We start from the raw sequence: 20,760 nt of genomic DNA on the forward strand, positions 1-20,760 counted from the left end.
CCATTGGCTAAGAATAAGTCCCAGTACGATAGTACCCTGAACCTGCCCAAGACTCTGTTTGAGATGCGTGCCGGTCTGCCCAAGAAGGAGCCCGCCATGCTGGAGGATTGGGAGAAGAACGACCTGTACAACAACCTGATCAAGCACAACGACGGCAAGCCTAAGTTTGTCCTGCACGACGGCCCTCCGTATGCAAACGGCAACATCCACATGGGCACCGCGCTGAACAAGATCATCAAGGATATCATCATCCGCGACAAGAACATGGAGGGCTTCCAGGCTCCCTATGTGCCTGGCTTTGATACCCACGGCCTGCCCATTGAACTGAAGGCTCTGTCCTCTCTGGGCGAGAAGAAGAAGGACATCTCCAAGCTGGAGCTGCGCCAGATCTGCGAAAAGTTTGCCACCGAGCATATCGACATTATGAGCGACCAGTTCAAGCGTCTGGGCGTTATCGGTGACTTTGAGCACCCCTACCTGACCCTGAAGCCTGAGTTCGAGGCCCGCCAGATCGAGATCTTTGGCGAGATGGCCAAGAAGGGCTACATCTACAAGGGCCTGAAGCCTGTGTACTGGTGTCCCGACTGCCGCACCGCTCTGGCTGAGGCAGAGATCGAGTACGGCGAGGACGACTGCGATTCCATCTTCGTCCGCTTCCACGTATCTCAGGACCCCAACGGTGTGCTGGCAAAGCACGGCATTCCGATGGATAAGACTTACTTCGTGATCTGGACCACCACCACCTGGACCCTGCCCGCCAACGAGGCCATCTGCCTGAACGGTGCCTTTGAGTATTCCTTTGTCAAGATCGGCGAGGAGTACCATATCATGGCCACCGAGCTGGTCAAGAGCGTGATGGATGCCTGCCATATTGAGAACTACGAGATCGTGGGCGAACCTGTTTCCGGCGCTGAGTTCGAGCTGATGCGCTATCATCACGTCTACCTGCCCAAGGAGGGTATCGTCATCCTGGGTGACCATGTTACGCTGGAAAGCGGTTCCGGCTGCGTCCACACCGCAGGCGGTCACGGTGTGGATGACTTCAATGTTTCTCAGAAGTACAACGTGCCCATCACTGTTCCTGTGGACGACGGCGGCTGCCTGACGGAGCTGGCCGGTAAGTACGCAGGTCAGCGTGTCTGGGCTGCCAACAAGACCATTCTGGCCGACCTGACCGAAGCCGGTGTCATCATGGGTCAGGTGCACATCAAGCATCAGTACCCCCACTGCTGGCGCTGCCACAACCCCATCATCTTCCGTGCCACCGAGCAGTGGTTCTGCTCTGTTGCCAAGTTCCGTGACGATGTCTACAAGGCCATCGACACCGTGAAGTGGATGCCTGACTGGGGCCACGACCGCATGAAGGGCATGGTCCGTGACCGCAACGACTGGTGCATCAGCCGTCAGCGTACCTGGGGCGTGCCCATCCCGGCTTTCTACTGCAAGAAGTGCGGCGCTTACCACATCACCGATGCCACCATCAAGGCTGTCAGCGAGCTGTTCCGCAAGGAGGGCTCCGATGCCTGGTACAAGTATGAGGCAGAGCAGATCATCCCCGCAGGTGAAGTCTGCGAGAAGTGCGGCGCTTCCGAGTGGACCAAGGATACCGACATCATGGATGTCTGGTTCGATTCCGGTTCCACCCACGCTGCTGTGCTGGAGGAGCGCCCGGAGCTGAGCTTCCCGGCCGACATGTATATGGAGGGCGGCGACCAGTTCCGCGGCTGGTTCCAGTCCAGCCTGCTGACCAGCGTGGCTGCCAAGGGCTGCGCACCTTATAAGTCCGTTCTGTGCCACGGCTGGGTCGTGGACGAGCAGGGCAAGCAGATGCACAAGAGCGCCGGCAACGGCGTGGAGCCCAGCGAGATCATCAAGGACTATGGCGCGGATATCATCCGCCTGTGGGTCGCTTCTTCCGACTACACTGTGGATGTGCGCGCCGGTAAGAATATCTTCAAGCAGCTGAGCGAGGCTTACCGCAAGATCCGTAACACCGCCCGCTTCATTCTGGGCAATCTGGATGGCTTTGATCCCAACACCGATTGTGTGGCAGATGACCAGCTGCAGGAGATCGACCGCTGGGCACTGGCTGCTCTGGATGACCTGATCGTGAATGCCAAGGCAGGCTACGATGTGTATGACTTCAACAAGGTCTATCACGCCGTTTACAACTTCTGCGTTGTTGCCATGTCCAACTTCTACCTGGATGTGACGAAAGACCGCCTGTACTGCACCAACGGTGTGGGCCGCAAGGCTGCCCAGACCACCATGTACAAGATCCTGGTCGCACTGGACAAGATCATTGCCCCCATCCTCTGCTTCACCAGCCAGGAGATCTGGGACTTCCTGCCCAAGACCGAAGGCATGAACAAGTACGTTGTGTTTGAGGCAATGCCCAAGGCAGGCCAGTACGCTGCAGACGATGCCTTCAAGGCCAAGTGGGCACAGCTCATTGCTGTCCGTGACGAGGTCAAGAAGGTGCTGGAGCAGGCCCGTGCAGAAAAGACCATCGGTGCTTCTCTGGAAGCTTCCGTTACCCTGTACTGCAATGATGCCGTCTATGACCTGCTGAACAGCATTCCCATGGACGAGCTGGCTGACCTGATGATCGTCTCCCATGTGGAACTGGTCAAGGGCGAGGGTGGTTCCGCCTCCGCTGTTGAGGGTCTGGGCGTTTCTGCTGCACATGCCACCGGCGAAAAGTGCGAGCGCTGCTGGAAGTATTCCGCAGACATCGGCACCCACGCCGCACATCCCACCCTCTGCGCACGCTGCGCAAGCGTGGTGGAAGCATAAGCCTTCCTGAATTAAACGCTGCGGCGCTCCTTTCGAGCAGGGAGCGCCGCTTTTTGGTATCAGAACACAGGCGGCAGCATGCCGCCGTTGGGAGTACTTTTATGGCATTTGTGATCTTCAATCTGCTGTGCGTTGCGGCGCTGGTCGGCCTCGATCAGGCCATCAAGTTCTGGGCTGTCAGCGCTTTGCAGCCGGTGGGCGCAATGCCGCTGATCCCCCATGTGGTGGAGCTGCGGTTCGTGCTCAACCAGGGCATGGCATTCAGCCTGCTCAGCGGCAAGCAGCTGTTTTTGATCGTTGCAACCAGCGCAGCATTGCTGCTGGTTGCTTATTGGCTGTTCTTCCGCAGCCGGAACAACCGTCTGCAGCAGGCCGCACTCATCCTGGTGCTGGGCGGCGGCATCGGCAACCTGATCGATCGTGTGCTGAACGGCGAGGTGGTGGATTACATCAACCTGCTGTTCATGCGGTTCGCAGTGTTCAATTTTGCAGATATCTGTGTCTGCGTTGGTGTGGCACTCTGGGTGCTGGTCATTTTCCTGGAGGAGCTGCACGAGGATACGAAAAAGGGCCCGAAGGAGCAGTAAGCCATGGAGCAGCGTGAATATATCGTGGAAGCCGAGGGCGCAGGCCAGCGCATCGATCGCTTTCTGAGCGGCGAGGACACCGGCCTTTCCCGCAGTGCCCTGCAGGGCCTTGTGGCTGAGGGCCATGTGCTCTGCAACGGCAGGGCCCCGGCCAAGAGCCTGAAGCTCAAGGCAGGGGATATCATCCTGCTGGAGATCCCCGACGCAAAGCCCATCGAGGCTGTGCCGCAGGAGATCCCGCTGGACATCATCTATGAGGATGCACACCTTCTGGTGGTCAACAAGCCCAAAGGGATGGTCGTCCACCCGGCTCCCGGCAACCCGGACGGCACCCTGGTCAACGCTCTGCTCTGGCACTGCAAGGGCAGCCTTTCCGGCATTGGCGGCGAGATCCGGCCCGGCATCGTCCACCGCATCGATAAGGACACCAGCGGTCTGCTTGTGGTGGCAAAGGATGATGCAACCCACATCGGCCTTTCCCAGCAGATGGCGGTGCACAGCGTGGAGCGGGCCTACAATACCATCGTCTATGGCGGCTTTGCCCAGGATGAGGGCTTTGTGGAGAGCAACCTGGGCCGCAGCAAGACCGACCGCAAGAAGATGGCGGTCTATCCGGCCAGTGAGCCTCACACAAAGTACGCCTATACCGGCTACAAGGTGTTGGAACGGCTGGGCGAGTTCACGATGCTGGAGTGCCGCCTGAAAACGGGCCGTACCCACCAGATCCGCGTTCACATGGCTTCCATCCACCACCCGGTGGCGGGCGACCCGGTGTACGGCCCCCACAACTGCATCACCAGCCTGCATGGTCAGTGCCTGCATGCAAAAACGCTGGGGTTTATTCACCCCATCACGGGGGAACACCTGCGGTTCGATTCTGAGCTGCCGGATTACTTCACCCGCTTCTTGACCACGCTCCGTCAGCGCACAGGAGGAAATACCCTATGAAAGAGACGAACATTGACCAGACCCTAGTCCTCTGTGATCTGGACAGCCTGCTGCTGGATGCCGCAGGCAATCTGCCCCAGCTCCAGCGGGACGTGCTGCAGCTTTTTGCCAGCAGGGGCGGCAGGCTGACCGTTTTCTCTCAGCGCTCGCCCCGGGCGGTCCGCTCTCTGTTGGGCGGGGTGCGGCTCAGTGCGCCCGCACTGGTCTGCGGCGGCACACTGGCCTACAACTTTTCGGAGGGATCCGGCACCGCGCTGTGCAGCTTTGAGGGGATGGAGGAGTCTGTCCTGAAGATGCTGCCCTCCCTGTCCGGCGTGGGCATTGCCCTGCAGATGCGCGATGGCTCCACCCGCGCTGTGCGGATGAGCGAGGGACTGGTGTTCCACCTCAAGCAGGAGTGGACTCCCTTTGTGCTGAGCAACGCCGCCGATGTCAAGGGCGAGGACGTTCTGCGCATCCTGTTCTATCAGGACAAAAAGCAGATGCCCATTCTGCCCACGCTGCAAAAGGCGCTGGGGGACGCGGCAGCCTTCCTGCATGCGGAGCGCCTTGCACAGGATACGCTGGTGCTTACCCCGGGCCTTGTCTCAGGCAGTGCCATGCTCAACGCCGTCTGCCCTCCCTCCGGCTATGCTGCCGAGCAGCTGACGGTGCTGGCTGGCTGCACCCAGATGCTCGACCTTGTCCATCTGGCGGGAGAGAGCGTTGTGCCTGCGGATGCCGCGCCTGAACTGCGCCTTGCCGCCAACCGGATGACCTTGACCGACCACGATACCGGTGCAGCGGCAGAGCTTTTGTACGGCATGGTGCGCCGTGCGGAAACTTCTGCGTAAAATCATTGTAAAGCTCTCTGCAAATTCTCCGCAGAGGGCTTTCTTTTTCAGAGAAAGTCGGGTACAATGGGATGAAGAAAGCCAGTCTCACAAAAACAGAACAGAGATTTCTGTGGACAGCGGCTCTTGTCTGCGCAGTGTGCGTCGCGCTGGCGTTTGGGTTTGCCGTTCCGCGGCAGACAGGGCCGGGCCGTGCAGCCGGGAGTGAAACACCGCTTATCCAGCTGGCGCGGGTCGATCTGAACACCGCCGGGCAGGACGCTCTCTGCACCCTGCCGGGGGTGGGGGAACAGCGCGCCCGGGCCATCATCGAATACCGGGAGCAGTACGGACGCTTTGCTGCGGTGGAAGAAGTCGCCGCCGTGCCCGGCCTGACAGAAGCGGTGGTAGAAGAGTGGGATGGACTTGCTTATGTGAGCTGAAGCGCTGCGGAGAAAACCGCAGGTCAGGGAAAAAGGGAGTAAACTACTATGAAAGAGGATACGATCTTCATCAACCGTGAACTCAGCTGGCTGGACTTTAACCGCCGTGTGCTGGTGCTGGGCAAGGATAAGAATGTCCCGCTGGCGGAGCAGGTGAAATTTCTTGCCATTTATGGCTCCAATCTGGATGAATTTTTCATGGTGCGTGTGGGTTCTCTGCAGGAGCGCGCCAACCTTGCACGCAGTCAGAAAGATAAGGACAAGCGTGAGAACAAGACCAACATGACGGCCGAGGAACAGCTGAACGCCATCATGCCCAAAGTTGCCCATCTGCAGGAGGACTGCGATAAATACTACGAGAAAGCGCTGGAAAATCTGGATGCCTGCGGCTATAAAAAGGTAAACTTTGATGCGATGGATAAGGAACAGGAGCGCTTCTGGAAAAAATACTTCCAGAACGAGCTGTTCCCCATCCTCAGCCCGCAGATCGTGGACAACCGCCACCCGTTCCCATTCCTGCGCAATAAGGAGATCTACCTCGGCGCTCTGCTCAAGGAGAAAGAGGGCCAGAGCCTTGGCATGATCCCTATCTCCAGCCAGATGGAGCGGCTGATCCTGGTGCGCCGGGAGGGCAAGACCGAGTTTGCCCTGACAGAGGAACTGGTGCTCCACTATGCGTCCCTTATCTTCGGCAAGGATGCCGTGCAGGAAAAGTGCCTGTTCCGCGTCACCCGCAACGCCGACATTGATGTAAAAGAGGGCATGATGGACCATGATATCGATTACCGCGAGATCATGGCCGACCTGCTCAAGCGCCGCCGCAAGCTGGCCGCTGTCCGCCTGCAGGTAACTCCCACGGCCCCGCAGGAGATCCTGCGTCTCCTCTGCGACAAATTAGAACTGAGCCATAAGCGGGTGTTTGCCCAGAAGAGCCCACTGGATCTGAGCTTCTTCTACAAGCTCACCGGTAAGATGGAGGCCGAGGGCAACCCGGAGCTGTTCTATCCCTCGGCCCGGCCCATGCTGCCGCCCCAGGATTATGACCTTGCCGCCGAGGTGGAAAAGCACGATGTCCTGCTCAGTTATCCGTATCAGTCTATCCGTCCCTTCATCGCGATGCTGAAAAAGGCCGCGCGGGATCCGGAGGTCATCTCCATTAAGATGACCCTTTACCGGATGGCGCGGGAATCCCAGATCGTGCAGGCCCTGATCGAAGCCGCCGAAAATGGCAAGGAAGTGGTGGCTCTGGTAGAGCTGCGTGCCCGCTTTGACGAGCAGAATAACATCGACTGGTCCAAGCAGCTGGAAGAGGCTGGCTGTACCATTCTCTATGGCTTTGATGATTACAAGGTGCACTCCAAGCTGACCCTCATCACCAAGAAGGGCCCGCAGGGCTACAGCTACATCACCCAGATCGGCACCGGCAACTACAACGAAAAGACCAGCGAGCTCTATACCGATTATTCGTTCATCACGGCAGATCTGGGCATCGGTGAGGAAGCCTCCAACGTGTTCCAGAACCTTGCCGTGCAGAAGCTGACGGAGACCACCGAGAAGATGCTGGTGGCCCCTCTGCGCTTCAAGAGCGTGCTGCTGGACGAGATGGACCGGGTCATCAATGCAGCCAAGCTGGGCCGCCCGGCATCCATGATCCTGAAAAACAACTCCATCTCGGATCGGGATATCATCCTGAAGCTCGAAGAAGCCAGCTGTGCGGGGGTTCGCATCGATATGATCGTGCGCGGTATCTGCTGTGTCCGCGCCGAGGTGCCGGGCAAGACCGAGAACCTGCATATCCGCAGTCTGGTGGGCCGCTACCTTGAGCATGGCCGCATCTACAGCTTCTACGATGGCGTGACCACCCGCATCTATATCGCCTCCGGAGATTTCCTCACCCGCAACACGGAGTGCCGCGTGGAGGTGGGTGTCCGGGTGGAGGACCCTGTCCTCATCCAGAAGCTGAGCGATATCCTGCAGCTGCAGCTGCGGGATAACGTCAATGCCCGGGAGATGCGGGCAGACGGCAGCTATCAGAAGGTGAAAGCGGCCCCCGGTGAGCCCCTTGTCAACGGCCAGATGGACATGTACGATCTGCTCCGGGATGACTGGCTCGCCCGGGATACCGCTTCTGCGGCAGAACCGGAGCAGCCCGAGCCAAAGGCACCGGTACGGCCGTCTGAGCCCGAAACGAGACCGGAGCCGGTTCAGGTGGCGGAGCAGCCCCCAGAACCAGCAAAACAGCCTGCCACGGTGAAAGCAGCACCTGCTCCGGCCGTGCAGAGCACACCCATTCCGCACGCTGTTGATCGCACGGAACGGCACGGCCACCCCAGCATCTTCCAGCGGCTCCATGACTGGCTCCGCCGGTAAATACGGAACGAGCACCCTCTGGGAAATCTCCCAGGGGGTGTTTTGGTTCTCAGTGATCTTCCTTCTGCATACACTTTCCAGAACGGAGGGCGAAAAGATGCAGGCAAAACATGGACGAGCAGGGAAACACAATCGATATCAACGGGCGGCGGTGCTGGCTCTGACGGTGCTGTTGATCATACTGCTGGCTGGCAGGGTGCTCCCGGTCTGTGCGGGCAAAAATGTCCCGGCGGGAGCCAGCCTGAAACAGGCAAAGCCGGGGCAGACGCTCTGCTTCCCGCTGGAAACGGCGGCGTGGCGTGTCTCTGACCCTTATGGCTGGCGGAAGGATCCCTTTACCGGGGAAAAAGCCTTCCACCGGGGCGTGGACCTTGCCTGCGCGGAGGGCACATCGGTCCTTGCGGCACTGGACGGCGTGGTGACCGCCGCCCGGCGTGGAGCCGCTTACGGCAACTATGTCCGGCTGACCCATGGAGACGGGCAGGAAACGCTCTATGCCCACATGCAGTATCTCTATGTCCGGGCCGGGGAGGTGGTTGCAGCGGGCCAGCGGCTGGGCACCGCCGGACAGACGGGCCGTGCCACCGGGGCACACCTGCACTTTGAATTTCTGACAGGCGGCATCCGGTATGATCCTTCTGCCGCACTGAGCCTGCCGTGATGCGGCATCGATTCCAGTATGGGCCGCTTGTGTTCCGGGACCCGTTGCTGCTCTGCGGGGCGCTGTACGTTCTGCTCTATTTCGATGCAAGCGGGTTTCTGCGGCTGGGGCTGCTGGCAGCATTCCTGCATGAGTGGGGGCACATCGGGGTATATCTTGCCCTGTTTGGGCAGTTTCCGGTCATTGAAGTCACCCTTACCGGCTTTTGTATGCGCACCCGGGGCAGGGAAATGACCCTGTGGCAGACCGCTCTCCTTGCCGCGGCAGGCCCTGCGGTGAATTTTGTGCTGGCCGGGCTCTGGATGCTTCGGCTGGAACAGCGGGCCACCATCCGGGCCAGTGCCTTTCTGGCGGCCAACCTCCTGACCGGGGCTTTCAACCTTCTGCCCATCCCGCCGCTGGATGGGGCACAGCTGGCGGCGTGCGGATGGTGGTGCCTCCAAAACAATGATTGCATTTCCCGGCAGAATCGGGTACAATAAAACGAATGAAGTAAAACTGTTCTGTCAATGGAGGAACTTGATGTTTGATCCCAAGCTGAAAGAAGCGCTGGGCCGGGTACAGAAGCCGGGCCGTTACACCGGCGGCGAACCGGGCAGCGTGTATAAAGACAAAGAAAAGGTGGATGTCCGGTTTGCATTCTGCTTCCCGGATACCTACGAGGTGGGAATGTCCTTCCTCGGTGAGAAGATCCTGTACGAGCTGCTCAACAGCCACGAGAACTGGTGGTGTGAGCGGGCCTTTATGCCCTGGCTGGATATGAAGGCTGAGATGGAGCGGCTGGACCTGCCCCTGTACACCATGGAAAGCAAGGACCCCCTGACCGATTTTGATGCGGTGGGCTTTACCCTGCAGTACGAGCTTTCCTACACCAACATTCTGGCAATGCTCGATCTGGCGCACATTCCGTTCTACGCAAAGGACCGTGACGAGCACTGGCCCCTGATCGTGGCGGGCGGCCCCTGCGCCTGCAACTCGGAGCCCATTGCGGATTTCTTTGATGTCATCCAGCTGGGTGAGGGTGAGAACCAGCTGCCTTCCATCTGCGCCGAGATTGAGCGTGCCAAGAAAGAGGGCAGCGTCTCCAAAAAGGAGCTGCTGCGCCGCATTGCAAAGATCCCCGGGGTCTACATCCCTGCCTTCTACGATGTGACCTACTTTGAGGACGGCCAGGTCAAGGCCATTACCCCCAACGAGCCGGGTATCCCGGCGGTCATCACCAAGGCCATCATCAAGGATCTGAACGAGTTTGCTCCGCCAACGAACTTTGTTGTGCCCATGGTGGGGGCCATCCAGGATCGTGCCAGCATTGAGGTGCTGCGCGGCTGCGTGCGCGGCTGCCGGTTCTGTCAGGCAGGCTTCCTGTACCGCCCCATGCGCCAGCGGGATGCCAGCCTGCTGAATAAGGCGGCACAGGATCTGTGCGCCAACACCGGCTATGAGGAGCTGAGCCTGTCCAGCCTGTCCACCTCCGACCATGGCCAGCTGGAAGAACTGCTGGATGATCTGAATGAGTGGGCCCCCAAGGAGCACGTCAGCCTCTCGCTGCCCTCTCTGCGGATGGACAACTTCTCCCAGAGCCTGATCGAAAAGACCACCAAGGTGCGCAAGAGCGGCCTGACCTTTGCGGCCGAGGCCGGTACCCAGCGCCTGCGGGATGTCATCAACAAGAATGTTACCTGGGACGAGATCGAAAAGACCTGCTCGCTGGCCTTTGCCAACGGCTATTCCTCGGTCAAGCTCTACTTTATGATGGGCCTGCCTACCGAGACGATGGAGGACATCGAGGGCATTGCCGAGACCGCCCAGAAGGTGGTAGATCTCTATTACTCCAACCCCAGGCACGCCAAGGGCAGGGGCGTTCAGGTGACCATCAGCTGTGCCTGCTTTGTGCCCAAGCCCCATACGCCTTTCCAGTTCGTGCCCATGGACACGGAGGAAAGCCTGCAGGCCAAGCAGAAGCACCTGCTGGAAAGCGTCCACAGCCGCAAGATCAAGGTGAACTATCACGACAGCACCACCAGTTTTCTGGAGGGTGTGTTCGCCAAGGGCGACCGCCGTCTGGCTCCTGTTATTCTGGAAGCCTACAAGCGGGGCTGTTACTTTGACGGTTGGGAAGAGTGCTTCAAGTATGATACCTGGATGCAGGTGTTTGAGGATCTGGGCATTGATCCCAAGTTCTACTGCCAGCGTCCCATTGGGCTGGACGAGGTGACCCCGTGGAGCCACATGGACTACGGTGTGACCCACGAATATCTGGTGCGGGAGTACAACAAGGCCCTTGCCGCCCAGACCACCCAGCCCTGCAACCGCGCCTGCCATGGCTGCGGTGCCAATCATCTGTTAGGAGGTCCCTGCTTTGATTACAGTCAGAATCTCGTTTGAGAAAAAGAATGAGGCCTCTTACATCTCCCTGCTGGATCTGCAGCGGGTGATGCAGCGGGTGCTCAAGCGCAGCGGCCTGCCTGTGTGGCACACGCTGGGCTTCAACCCCCACATCTACATGACCTTTGCCTGCCCGCTTTCGCTGGGGCAGGAGAGCGAGTGCGAGTGCGTGGATGTCAAGACCGAGGCTGAGAACCCGGATTTTGCCCAGTGGCAGACCGAGCTGAACGCCATCATGCCCACCGGCATCCGCATCACCCATGTGGGCCCGGTGCAGATGAAGGCTGACCTCATCGCCTTTGCCTGCTACCAGATCACCTACCCGGCAGCGGCAGCGGCTGTGCTGGAACAGTATAACGCGCTGGAAAGCGCCCCGGTGGAAAAGCACAGCAAAAAGGGCAAAAAGATCGTAGAGCTCAAGGATCACATCCCGCAGGTGGAATATACCACCGCAGGGGATCGTGTCTGCATGGAGCTCTGCCTGCCTGCCGCACAGGAGCTGAACCTGAATCCCTCGCTGCTCACCGGCTTTCTGGAAGAAAAGTTCGGTCTGCCTGCCGCCAGCGCAGGCATCCTGCGCAAGCGCTTCCTGACGGCGGATCGGCAGCTCTTTGCCTGATTTCCCGGGCAAAGAATGCCTTTTGGGCAGAACAGAAAATTTTTGGGATTATTTTGGGCAAATCGCTTGATTTTACGGGCGTTTTGTGCTATCCTATTAAGGCGTTAGTGTCCGCTGATACCACAGCGGGGTTAATGACAATATCATTAAACGGGCGGTCCTCTGACGGCAAGGTGCCGTGCATGAACGTCTAAAAACAAATGGAGGATTCAAAAATGGACGCACTGAAGATTATTTCTGAAGGCAGCATCAAGGCTGAGAAGCCCCAGTTCAACGTTGGCGATACCGTTCGCGTTGATGTTCGTATCAAGGAAGGCGAGCGTGAGCGTATCCAGGCTTTCGAGGGCACCGTCATTGCTAAGAAGCACGGCGGCGTTGCAGAGACCTTTACCGTTCGCCGCGTTTCCTACGGTGTCGGCGTTGAGCGTGTCTTCCCCATCAACAGCCCCTTCGTTGAGAAGGTCACCGTTGTCCGCAAGGGCAAGGTCCGCCGCGCCAAGCTGTTCTATCTGCGTGGTCGTACCGGCAAGGCTGCTAAGGTCAAGAGCGATATTTGATGATCCCCGCGTAAAACCGGGAGAAAAGGGACAACTTGTTGTCCCTTTTTTCTTTATTCCGGGCCAGACAAGATTGTGAGGTGCATCGGGAAATGGAAAAACATACTTCAACACAGGAAACTGTGCGTGGACAGAATGTGTTTGAGTGGTACGAGGCGCTGATCTCCGCCGCGCTGGTGCTGGTGCTGGTATTCTCGCTGTTCTTCCGCATCATTCAGGTGGACGGCGAATCCATGGTGCCCACCTTGCAGAACGGCGATAAGCTGATCGTCTGGGGCGCAGGCTACGAGCCCCAGCGGGGCGATGTGGTCATCGTGGACAGCTACACAGCCTACGGCAAGCCGCTGGTCAAGCGTGTCATTGCCAAAGGCGGCGATGTGGTGAACATTGATTATCAGGCGGGCACGGTCTCGGTGAACGGGGAAGTGCTGCAGGAAACCTATATCGCTGAACCGACCTATCTTGGCTATGACGTAACGTTCCCGTACACGGTGCCGGAGGGCACGGTGTTCGTGATGGGCGATAACCGCAACGCCTCGCTGGACAGCCGCTCGTCCTATGTGGGCTGCATTGATGAACGCGATATTCTGGGCAAAGTGCTGCTCTGCTTTTTGCCCTTTTCGGATTTTGGGGTGGTAAAATGAACAACGATACCCGCTTTGCAAATCAATATAACATCCAATGGTTCCCAGGCCACATGACCAAGACCCTGCGGATGATGGAGACGGAGATCCAGCATGTGGATGCCAGTCTGGTGCTGCTGGATGCCCGCATCCCGCTTTCCAGCCTGAACCCCGAGGTGGAGCGCATTACGGCCCGCAAACCAAAGCTCTATGTGATGAACAAGGCAGATCTGGCCGATCCTGCTGTGACAGAGGAGTGGATCAGATACTTCCACGCCGCCGATGCAGGCTGTGTGGCCATCAGCGCCAAGCAGAAGGGCGGTGCCAAGGCGGTGCAGACCGCCATTGAAAGGGAGCTGGCCTCGCTGCTGGAGCGCCGCCAGAACCGTGGTATGGGTGGTGCCAAAACTCAGGTGATGCTCTGCGGCATCCCCAACGTGGGCAAATCCACCTTCATCAACACCTTTGCAGGTTCTGCCCGTGCCAAGGCGGCCGACCACCCCGGCGTGACCAAGGGCAAGCAGTGGGTCAGCACCGAAAAGTTTGACCTGCTGGATATGCCCGGCGTGCTCTGGAAAAAGTTTGATTCCAAGACCATTGCTTCTAATCTGGCCTTCATCGGCTCCATCAAGGATGATATCCTGGATGTGGAAGAGCTGGCTATGAATCTGCTGGATGAGGTGCGCCGCAATTACCCCGACCTCGTGGCCCAGCGCTACAAGCTGGATGCAGAGACGCTGGCCCTGCCGCCCTACGAACTGATGGAGGCCATCGGCCGCAAGCGCGGTCTGCTGGTGCGCGGCGGCGAGGTGAACACCGAGCGCTGTGCCATCATGCTGGTGGACGAGTTCCGTGCCTGCAAGTGGGGCCGCATCTCTCTGGAGCGCCCACCCCAGAGAGATGATCTGGCAGACTTTGCCGAGGAGGACGACGAATGAAACGGCGTTCTGACGAGGAGATCTCTGCCCCTCTGTACGAGTATGATGCCGCCATCCGTGCGCAGTACGGCTTTTTTGCCGGTGTGGACGAAGCGGGACGCGGCCCGTTGTGCGGCCCGGTCGTTGTGGCGGCCTGTATCCTTGACCCGGAGAAGCCGGTGTACGGCATCAACGACTCCAAGAAGCTGACCGAGAAAAAACGGGAAGCCCTCTTTGATGAAATCCTTGACAAGGCGCTGGCCTATAAGATCGTCTTTGTAGGCCCGGAGATCATCGACCAGGATAATATCCTGAACGCCACCATGAGCGGCATGAAGCAGGCTGCGGAAGGGCTGGACATTGTGCCGAATCTTGTGCTGGTGGACGGCAACCGTGTCCCGGCTGCGCTGGAGATCCCCGCCCAGCCGGTGGTCAAGGGCGATGCCACCAGCGCCAGCATCGGCGCGGCATCGATCCTGGCAAAGGTCAGCCGTGACCGCTATATGATGGAGCTGGACAAGCAGTACCCGCAGTATCAGCTGGCAAAACACAAGGGTTACCCGACCAGGCTCCATTATGAACTGATTGAGCAGTACGGGATCCAGCCCTTCTACCGCCGCAGCTTCCTGAAAAAGCAGGGCTATTGGCCGGAGGGCAAGTGATGGATCGGGCCGAGACCGGCCGCACCGGCGAGGCTGTGGCCGCGCGGTATTACCAGAAGCAGGGATGTGAGCTGGTGGCCCACAACTACCGCACTAGGATGGGGGAAATCGACCTCATCCTGCGGGAGCCGGACGGCACGCTGGTGCTCTGTGAGGTCAAGACCCGCAGCCCCGACCCGCTGGCCGCACCTGCTGCGGCCGTGACCCCTGCCAAGCAGCGCAGGCTCATCCGCACCGCGGAATATTATCTCCAGCACACCGGACAGAGTGATGAACCGGTTCGTTTTGACGTTGCCGAAGTGACCCCTCTTGACAGCGGGCGCTGGATGGTACATATTATAAAGGGTGCATTTACCGCGTAATGCGGGATGCATTGGTGGGAAAAGGCAGAAAACGGCTTTTGCCGCTGTCACAAACATGGGGCCAATGCGGGTCCCGCTGGCAAAAAGGAGCGACGACAATGCAGTTTTTCAGCACGAGAGATCATAACCGCGTGGTAAGTGCCTCTCAGGCCATTGCACAGGGCCTGTCGGATGAGGGCGGTCTGTTTGTTCCGCAGAGCTTCCCGCAGGTGGATGTCAAGGCGATCTGTGCGCTGGATTACCCCGAGATGGCTGCTGCCATCGTGGGGCAGTATCTGACCGATTATTCGCAGGAGTTCCTGCAGGAGGCCGCCAAGGCCACCTATGGTGCGGCCTTTGGCGGAAAGGCGGGCTATCTGGCCTCTGTTTCGGATGAGGTGTACTCTCTGGAACTGTGGCACGGCCCGACCTGCGCCTTCAAGGATTACGCCCTGCAGCTGATGCCGAAGCTGCTGGTGGAGGCAAAGAAAAATCTTGACCGCACTGAGAAAACATTGATCCTGGTGGCGACCAGCGGCGATACCGGCAAGGCCGCGCTGGATGGCTACCACGATATCCCGGGTGTGGAGATCGCAGTGTTCTTCCCCACGGGCGGCACCAGTGAGATCCAGCGCCTGCAGATGGTGACCCAGGAAGGCGAAAATGTGGCGGTCTACGCTGTGCGCGGCAACTTCGATGATGCCCAGACCGGCGTGAAGAAGGTCTTTGGAGACCCGGCCATTGCTGCCGAGCTGGCAAAGCGGAACATCCGCCTGTCCAGTGCAAACTCCATCAACTGGGGCCGTCTGGTGCCGCAGATCGTTTACTACTTTGCCGCCTACGCCCAGCTGCTCAAGGCAGGGAAGGTGCGCTTTGGCGACAAGGTGGACTTCTGTGTGCCTACGGGCAATTTTGGCGATATTCTGGCGGGCTACTATGCAAAACAGATGGGCCTGCCGGTGGGCAGACTGATCTGCGCTTCCAATGAGAACAACGTCCTGACCGATTTCCTGACCACCGGTACTTATACTGCCAAGCGGGAATTCTTCAAGACCACTTCTCCCAGCATGGATATTCTGGTGTCCTCCAATCTGGAGCGCCTGCTCTATCACGTCACCGGCAGCGATGCCGAGGTGGCGGGCCTGATGAAGAGCCTGTCTGAAACCGGCAGCTATACCGTCCGGCCCGAGACGCTGGCCGCCATTCAGGAGAGCTTTGGCTGCGGCTGGAGCAGTGAGGCAGAGGTGGCAGGGGAGATCCGTGCCCGCTATGAGCAGGATGGCTATCTCTGCGATACCCACACCGCTGTGGCCTTCCATGTGGCGGGCTGTCACAAGCGCGAGGGTGTGCCCATGGTGGTGCTGTCCACTGCCTCCCCCTACAAGTTCCCCCGCAGTGTGCTGGAGGCTCTGGGCCGCACTGCCCCGCAGAACGACTTTGAGGCCATGCAGGAGTTGGAAGCAGCCACCGGCCGCACTGCACCCGCAAGCCTTGCTGCCCTGCGGCAGAAGGCCGAGCGGTTCAATACCGTCATCGACCCGGAGCAGATCGCGCAGGTGGCGCTGAGCTATCAGGAATAAACCTTGTCCTGCCGGACTTAGAACAGGAGAAAAATGAATGGCACTTTATGTGCTTGGCGATACCCATCTTTCACTGGGCGCTTCCAAACCTATGGATGTTTTTCCGGGGTGGAACGGCTATGTGGAGCGGTTGGAGCGCAACTGGCGCAAACTGATCAAACCCGAGGACACCATCGTGCTGGCGGGGGATATCAGCTGGGCCATGCGCCTAAACGATACGCGCAGGGATTTTGCGTTTTTACAGGAGCTTCCCGGCCAGAAGCTGATCATGAAGGGAAACCACGATTACTGGTGGACCACGGCCAACAAGATGAACGCTTACCTCAAGGCTGAGGGCTTTGACACCCTGCACATTCTGCACAACAACTCCTACTCTGTGGAGGGGTATGCGCTGTGCGGCACCCGGGGCTGGCTGTTCGATGTGGGAGAACCCCACGATGAAAAAGTGATGAACCGCGAGATCGGGCGCTTAAAAATGAGCCTGGATGCTGCGGAACCGGGGTTGGAGAAGCTGGTGTTCCTGCATTACCCGCCGGTCTACACCGGCACCAGCGCCCCTGAGATCGTGGCCACCCTGAAGGCCTACGGCATCACCCGCTGTTACTACGGCCATCTGCACGGAAACGCCATCCGGTACGCGGTGCAGGGCGATGTGGACGGCATCCGGTATAAGCTTGTCAGTGCCGATGGCCTGCGTTTCTGCCCCTACCGCATCAATTAAAGGCGGGAAGTGTGGGCAAAAAGAACAAAAAGTCAAAATTTGGTCTGGCAATTGTGTCTGGAACGTGCTATAATAAGTTTTGACGCGATTGTTGCACCCAATTGAGCGCGCGCGTCCCCGCATTTCGCAAACAGAAAATACAGGACGCGGTGCGCGGTTGCAGGAGACAGGGAAGAAAACCTGTCCCCAACGCAATAGAATTTTTGAGTGGAGGATACACAAAATGAATTTCATCAAGTGCGAAAAGCTCGAGAAGAGCATGGCAGAGCTGCAGTTCTCCATCGACGCTGAGGCCTTTAAGGGCGCAGTGGCCGATGTCTTCAAGAAGGAGGGCAAGAAGTACTCCGTGCCCGGCTTCCGCAAGGGCAAGGCTCCCCGTTCTCTGATCGAGAAGATGTACGGCGCTGATGTCTTTACCTATGATGCCATCAATGAGCTGTTCCCCGCTGCTTACGAGGCAGCTGTGAAGGAAGCCGGCATCGAGCCTGTTGGCCGTCCCGAGGTTTCTGTGGATGCTGCCAGCGAGACCGAGGGCGTGACCTTGACCGTCAAGGTCGCTGTGATGCCCGAAGTCAAGGTCGGCAACTACAACGGTCTGACCGTTGAGAAGACTGTCCATACTGTTACCGACGAGACCGTTGATGCAGAGCTGAAGCGCGTGCAGGAGCGCAACGCCCGTGAGCTGACCCGCGAGGGTGCTGCTGAGAATGGCGATATCGCTGATATCGACTTCGAGGGCTTTGTGGACGGTGTCGCTTTTGAGGGCGGCAAGGCTGAGCACTACAACCTGACCCTGGGCAGCGGCTCTTTCATCCCTGGCTTCGAGGATCAGATCGTTGGCCACTCCGCTGGTGAGGAGTTCGACGTGAACGTCACCTTCCCCGAGGAGTATCAGGCTGCTGAGCTGGCTGGCAAGGCTGCTGTCTTTAAGATCAAGCTGCACGAGGTCAAGTACAAGGAGCTGCCCGCTCTGGATGACGAGCTGGCTAAGGACTGCTCTGAGTACGACACTCTGGAAGAGTTCAAGGAGTCCATCCGCAAGAACAACCAGGAGCAGCTGGACAAGCAGGATGACCTGGCTGTTGAGAACGCTCTGGTCGATCAGGTCATCGAGAGCATGGAGGCTGAGATCCCCCAGGCTATGTACGATACCCGTATGGACGAGATGGTCAATGACTTCGCCTTCCGTGTGGAGCAGCAGGGTCTGCGCCTGGAAGACTACCTGAAGTATATGGGCCAGACCATGGATCAGTTCCGTGCTTCCTTCATGCCTCAGGCTGAGAAGCAGGTCAAGATCCGCCTGGCTCTGGAGGCTGTTGCCGCTGCTGAGAACATCGAGGCTTCCGAGGAGGATGTCTCCGCTGAGATCAAGCGCATCGCTGACCAGTACAAGATGGAAGAGGACAAGGTCCGTGAGCTGGTCAACGTTGACGACCTGAAGAAGGATCTGGCAATCAACAAGGCCATCGACTTCATCAAGAGCCACGCCAACATCGTAGAGAAGGCCGCTGAGGCTGAAAAGACCGAGGACGCTGAATAATCCAGCTGCCAAGGCCGCAATTTGCAGGAAACGCTGTTTGAAGCGTACCCTGTAAACAAAGGTTGTTAAAATTGACCGATACGGCCCTGTTTCTTTTGCCGTATCGGTCAATTTTGCAAATAGAATCATTTTTCGTATCAGGAGGCGAACTTTATGAGTTTTGTTCCTTACGTTGTCGAACAGTCGGCACATGGTGAGCGTTCCTATGATATCTTCTCCCGTCTGCTGAATGACCGCATCATCGTTCTGAGCGAGGATGTCAACGACACCTCCGCAAGCCTTGTGGTGGCGCAGCTGCTGTACCTGGAAGGGCAGGACCCGGACAAGGATATCAGCCTGTATATCAACAGCCCCGGCGGCTCCATCAGCGCGGGCATGGCCATCCACGATACCATGCAGTATATCAAGTGCGATGTCTCCACCATCTGCATGGGCATGGCCGCTTCCATGGGTGCCTTCCTGCTGGCAAGCGGCACCAAGGGCAAGCGCTTTGCCCTGCCCAACTCTGAGATCCTGATCCATCAGCCGCTGATCGGCGGTCAGGGCGGCGGCCTTTCCGGCCAGACCACCGATATCAAGATCCACGCCGAGCACATGGTGTATATCCGCGATAAGATGAACCACATGCTCAGCGAATACACCGGCCAGCCGCTGGAGAAGATCCAGCTGGACACCGAGCGCGACAACTATATGACCGCGCTGGAAGCCAAGGAATACGGCCTGATCGATGAGGTCATCGCCCACCGCTGAAACTGAAAGGCGCGGGGGAGAGCCCTGCGCGCAAAGACCCAGAATAAGGAATAACAGTTATGGCAAACAACAATTCCGGCAAAAATGAAAAAGACCTGGTGTGCAGCTTCTGCGGCAAGCATCAGGACGAAGTGGAACGGATGATCATCGGCCCCGGTGTCAACATCTGTAGCGAGTGCATCGGCCTGTGCCATGATCTGCTCTCGGATCAGCCGGAGCACCCGGAAGCAAACGGCCGCCCGGGCCGCGGCGCAAGCCGTACCCGGATGCAGGCTGTGGATGGTCTGGATATCAATATCCTGACCCCGGCTGAGATCAAGAACGGGCTGGACCAGTATGTCATTGGTCAGGACGAGGCCAAGCGTGTGCTGGCGGTCTCCGTTTACAACCATTATAAGCGCATCCTGAGCGGCAAAGGTGCGGATGTGGAACTGCAGAAGTCCAACGTTCTGCTGCTGGGCCCCTCCGGTGTCGGCAAGACTCTGCTGGCTCAGACCCTGGCCAAGATGCTGGGGGTGCCCTTCGCCATTGCGGATGCCACCACCCTGACTGAGGCCGGCTATGTGGGTGAGGATGTGGAGAACATCCTGCTTAAGCTGCTTCAGGCGGCGGATTTTGATGTGCAGAAGGCACAGGTGGGTATCATCTACATTGATGAGATCGACAAGATCACCCGCAAGAGCGAGAATCCCTCCATCACCCGTGATGTGGGCGGCGAGGGTGTGCAGCAGGCGCTGCTGAAGATCCTGGAGGGCACCGTGAGCAACGTGCCGCCCAACGGCGGCCGCAAGCACCCCCAGCAGGAGTTTATCCAGATTGATACCACCAACATCCTGTTCATCTGCGGCGGTGCCTTTGATGGCCTGGATAAATACATCCTGCGCCGCACTGATCGCTCTGCACTGGGCTTCGGCAGCAGCCTGAAGGACAACTCTGATGATGCCCAGCGTGCCCTGCTGCGCAAGGTGGAGCCTCACGATCTGGTCAAGTTTGGCCTGATCCCCGAGCTGATCGGCCGTCTGCCGGTCATCACTGTGCTGGACGATCTGGACGAGGATGCACTGGTGCGTGTACTCAAGGAGCCCCGCAACAGCCTGGTCAAGCAGTACAAAGAGCTGCTGAGTATGGACAGTGTAGAGCTGGAGTTCACCGATGAGGCCCTCCACGCGATCGCCCGCAAGACCATTGAGCGCAAGACCGGTGCCCGCGGTCTGCGCAGCGTCATGGAAGGCATCCTGCTGCCTGTCATGTATGATGTGCCCAATGACCCCACCATCATCCGTGTCACCATCGACAAGGACACCGTGGAGGGCGGCGAGGCCCATCTGGAATACGGCGCTGTGCGCAAACGGTATAAGAACCAGACCGCCCTGAGCTGATATCTGCACTCTGCAGACAGCAGGGAAGGGATGCCCTGCCAAATGCTTCGGCTTTGGCAGGGCTTTTTT

20 protein-coding genes are annotated in these 20,760 nt (G+C 58.6%); all 20 read left to right on the forward strand.

The window, feature by feature from the left end; all coding sequences use genetic code 11:
* Positions 1-3 precede the first annotated feature (3 nt).
* The 20 genes from ileS (at position 4) to clpX (ending at position 20,691) form a co-directional block, all read left to right on the forward strand.
* The gene (ileS, locus tag J3351_RS00110) at positions 4-2,796 is read left to right on the forward strand and encodes an isoleucine--tRNA ligase (protein WP_207696828.1); all 2,793 of its coding nucleotides are present in this window, start codon (positions 4-6) and stop codon (positions 2,794-2,796) included.
* Between the two features lie 101 nt (positions 2,797-2,897).
* On the forward strand, positions 2,898-3,383 hold the full coding sequence (gene lspA, locus J3351_RS00115) for a signal peptidase II (protein ID WP_097771174.1): 486 nt from the start codon (positions 2,898-2,900) through the stop codon (positions 3,381-3,383).
* A 3-nt stretch (positions 3,384-3,386) separates the two neighbouring features.
* Positions 3,387-4,331, forward strand: a complete 945-nt coding sequence (locus J3351_RS00120) for an RluA family pseudouridine synthase (RefSeq protein ID WP_207696829.1) — start codon at positions 3,387-3,389, stop codon at positions 4,329-4,331.
* Positions 4,328-5,164, forward strand: coding sequence for an HAD hydrolase family protein (locus J3351_RS00125; RefSeq protein ID WP_207696830.1), 837 nt, complete (start codon positions 4,328-4,330; stop codon positions 5,162-5,164). Before J3351_RS00120 ends, J3351_RS00125 begins: the two co-directional genes overlap by 4 nt.
* Positions 5,165-5,235: 71 nt before the next feature.
* Positions 5,236-5,586: a helix-hairpin-helix domain-containing protein gene (locus J3351_RS00130; protein WP_207696831.1), complete on the forward strand. Its 351-nt coding sequence runs from the start codon at positions 5,236-5,238 to the stop codon at positions 5,584-5,586.
* Between the two features lie 48 nt (positions 5,587-5,634).
* On the forward strand, positions 5,635-7,956 hold the full coding sequence (ppk1, locus tag J3351_RS00135) for a polyphosphate kinase 1 (RefSeq protein WP_207696832.1): 2,322 nt from the start codon (positions 5,635-5,637) through the stop codon (positions 7,954-7,956).
* A gap of 97 nt (positions 7,957-8,053) precedes the next feature.
* Positions 8,054-8,617: a M23 family metallopeptidase gene (locus tag J3351_RS00140; RefSeq protein WP_242699243.1), complete on the forward strand. Its 564-nt coding sequence runs from the start codon at positions 8,054-8,056 to the stop codon at positions 8,615-8,617.
* On the forward strand, positions 8,617-9,099 hold the full coding sequence (locus J3351_RS00145; protein WP_207696834.1) for a peptidase: 483 nt from the start codon (positions 8,617-8,619) through the stop codon (positions 9,097-9,099). Before J3351_RS00140 ends, J3351_RS00145 begins: the two co-directional genes overlap by 1 nt.
* Positions 9,100-9,139: 40 nt before the next feature.
* Positions 9,140-11,002: a TIGR03960 family B12-binding radical SAM protein gene (locus tag J3351_RS00150; RefSeq protein WP_207696835.1), complete on the forward strand. Its 1,863-nt coding sequence runs from the start codon at positions 9,140-9,142 to the stop codon at positions 11,000-11,002.
* A complete protein-coding gene (locus J3351_RS00155; protein WP_097771166.1) occupies positions 10,977-11,621 on the forward strand; it encodes a TIGR03936 family radical SAM-associated protein in 645 nt (214 codons plus the stop codon). The genes J3351_RS00150 and J3351_RS00155 overlap by 26 nt, the downstream gene beginning before the upstream one ends.
* 215 nt (positions 11,622-11,836) lie before the next feature.
* Entirely contained in the window at positions 11,837-12,178 is a 342-nt protein-coding gene (gene rplS, locus J3351_RS00160; protein WP_035394456.1) for a 50S ribosomal protein L19, read from the forward strand.
* 92 nt (positions 12,179-12,270) lie between these two features.
* A complete protein-coding gene (gene lepB, locus J3351_RS00165) occupies positions 12,271-12,822 on the forward strand; it encodes a signal peptidase I (protein WP_207696836.1) in 552 nt (183 codons plus the stop codon).
* Positions 12,819-13,739: a ribosome biogenesis GTPase YlqF gene (gene ylqF, locus J3351_RS00170; protein WP_207696837.1), complete on the forward strand. Its 921-nt coding sequence runs from the start codon at positions 12,819-12,821 to the stop codon at positions 13,737-13,739. The genes lepB and ylqF overlap by 4 nt, the downstream gene beginning before the upstream one ends.
* On the forward strand, positions 13,736-14,380 hold the full coding sequence (locus J3351_RS00175) for a ribonuclease HII (protein ID WP_207696838.1): 645 nt from the start codon (positions 13,736-13,738) through the stop codon (positions 14,378-14,380). The genes ylqF and J3351_RS00175 overlap by 4 nt, the downstream gene beginning before the upstream one ends.
* On the forward strand, positions 14,380-14,742 hold the full coding sequence (locus tag J3351_RS00180) for a YraN family protein (protein WP_005934349.1): 363 nt from the start codon (positions 14,380-14,382) through the stop codon (positions 14,740-14,742). The genes J3351_RS00175 and J3351_RS00180 overlap by 1 nt, the downstream gene beginning before the upstream one ends.
* Before the next feature lie 98 nt (positions 14,743-14,840).
* Entirely contained in the window at positions 14,841-16,301 is a 1,461-nt protein-coding gene (gene thrC, locus J3351_RS00185) for a threonine synthase (protein WP_207696839.1), read from the forward strand.
* A gap of 37 nt (positions 16,302-16,338) precedes the next feature.
* Complete coding sequence (locus tag J3351_RS00190) at positions 16,339-17,022, forward strand: metallophosphoesterase (RefSeq protein WP_097771161.1); 684 nt, start codon at positions 16,339-16,341, stop codon at positions 17,020-17,022.
* A gap of 223 nt (positions 17,023-17,245) precedes the next feature.
* A complete protein-coding gene (gene tig / locus J3351_RS00195) occupies positions 17,246-18,562 on the forward strand; it encodes a trigger factor (RefSeq protein WP_207696840.1) in 1,317 nt (438 codons plus the stop codon).
* 153 nt (positions 18,563-18,715) lie between these two features.
* Positions 18,716-19,312 (forward strand): ATP-dependent Clp endopeptidase proteolytic subunit ClpP, encoded by a 597-nt coding sequence (clpP, locus tag J3351_RS00200; protein WP_098922298.1) that lies wholly within the window; start codon positions 18,716-18,718, stop codon positions 19,310-19,312.
* Between the two features lie 59 nt (positions 19,313-19,371).
* Positions 19,372-20,691 (forward strand): ATP-dependent Clp protease ATP-binding subunit ClpX, encoded by a 1,320-nt coding sequence (gene clpX / locus J3351_RS00205; RefSeq protein ID WP_098922300.1) that lies wholly within the window; start codon positions 19,372-19,374, stop codon positions 20,689-20,691.
* Positions 20,692-20,760 lie beyond the last annotated feature (69 nt).

The organism is Faecalibacterium sp. Marseille-Q0746 (assembly GCF_017377595.1).
GTDB lineage: Bacteria > Bacillota > Clostridia > Oscillospirales > Ruminococcaceae > Faecalibacterium > Faecalibacterium duncaniae.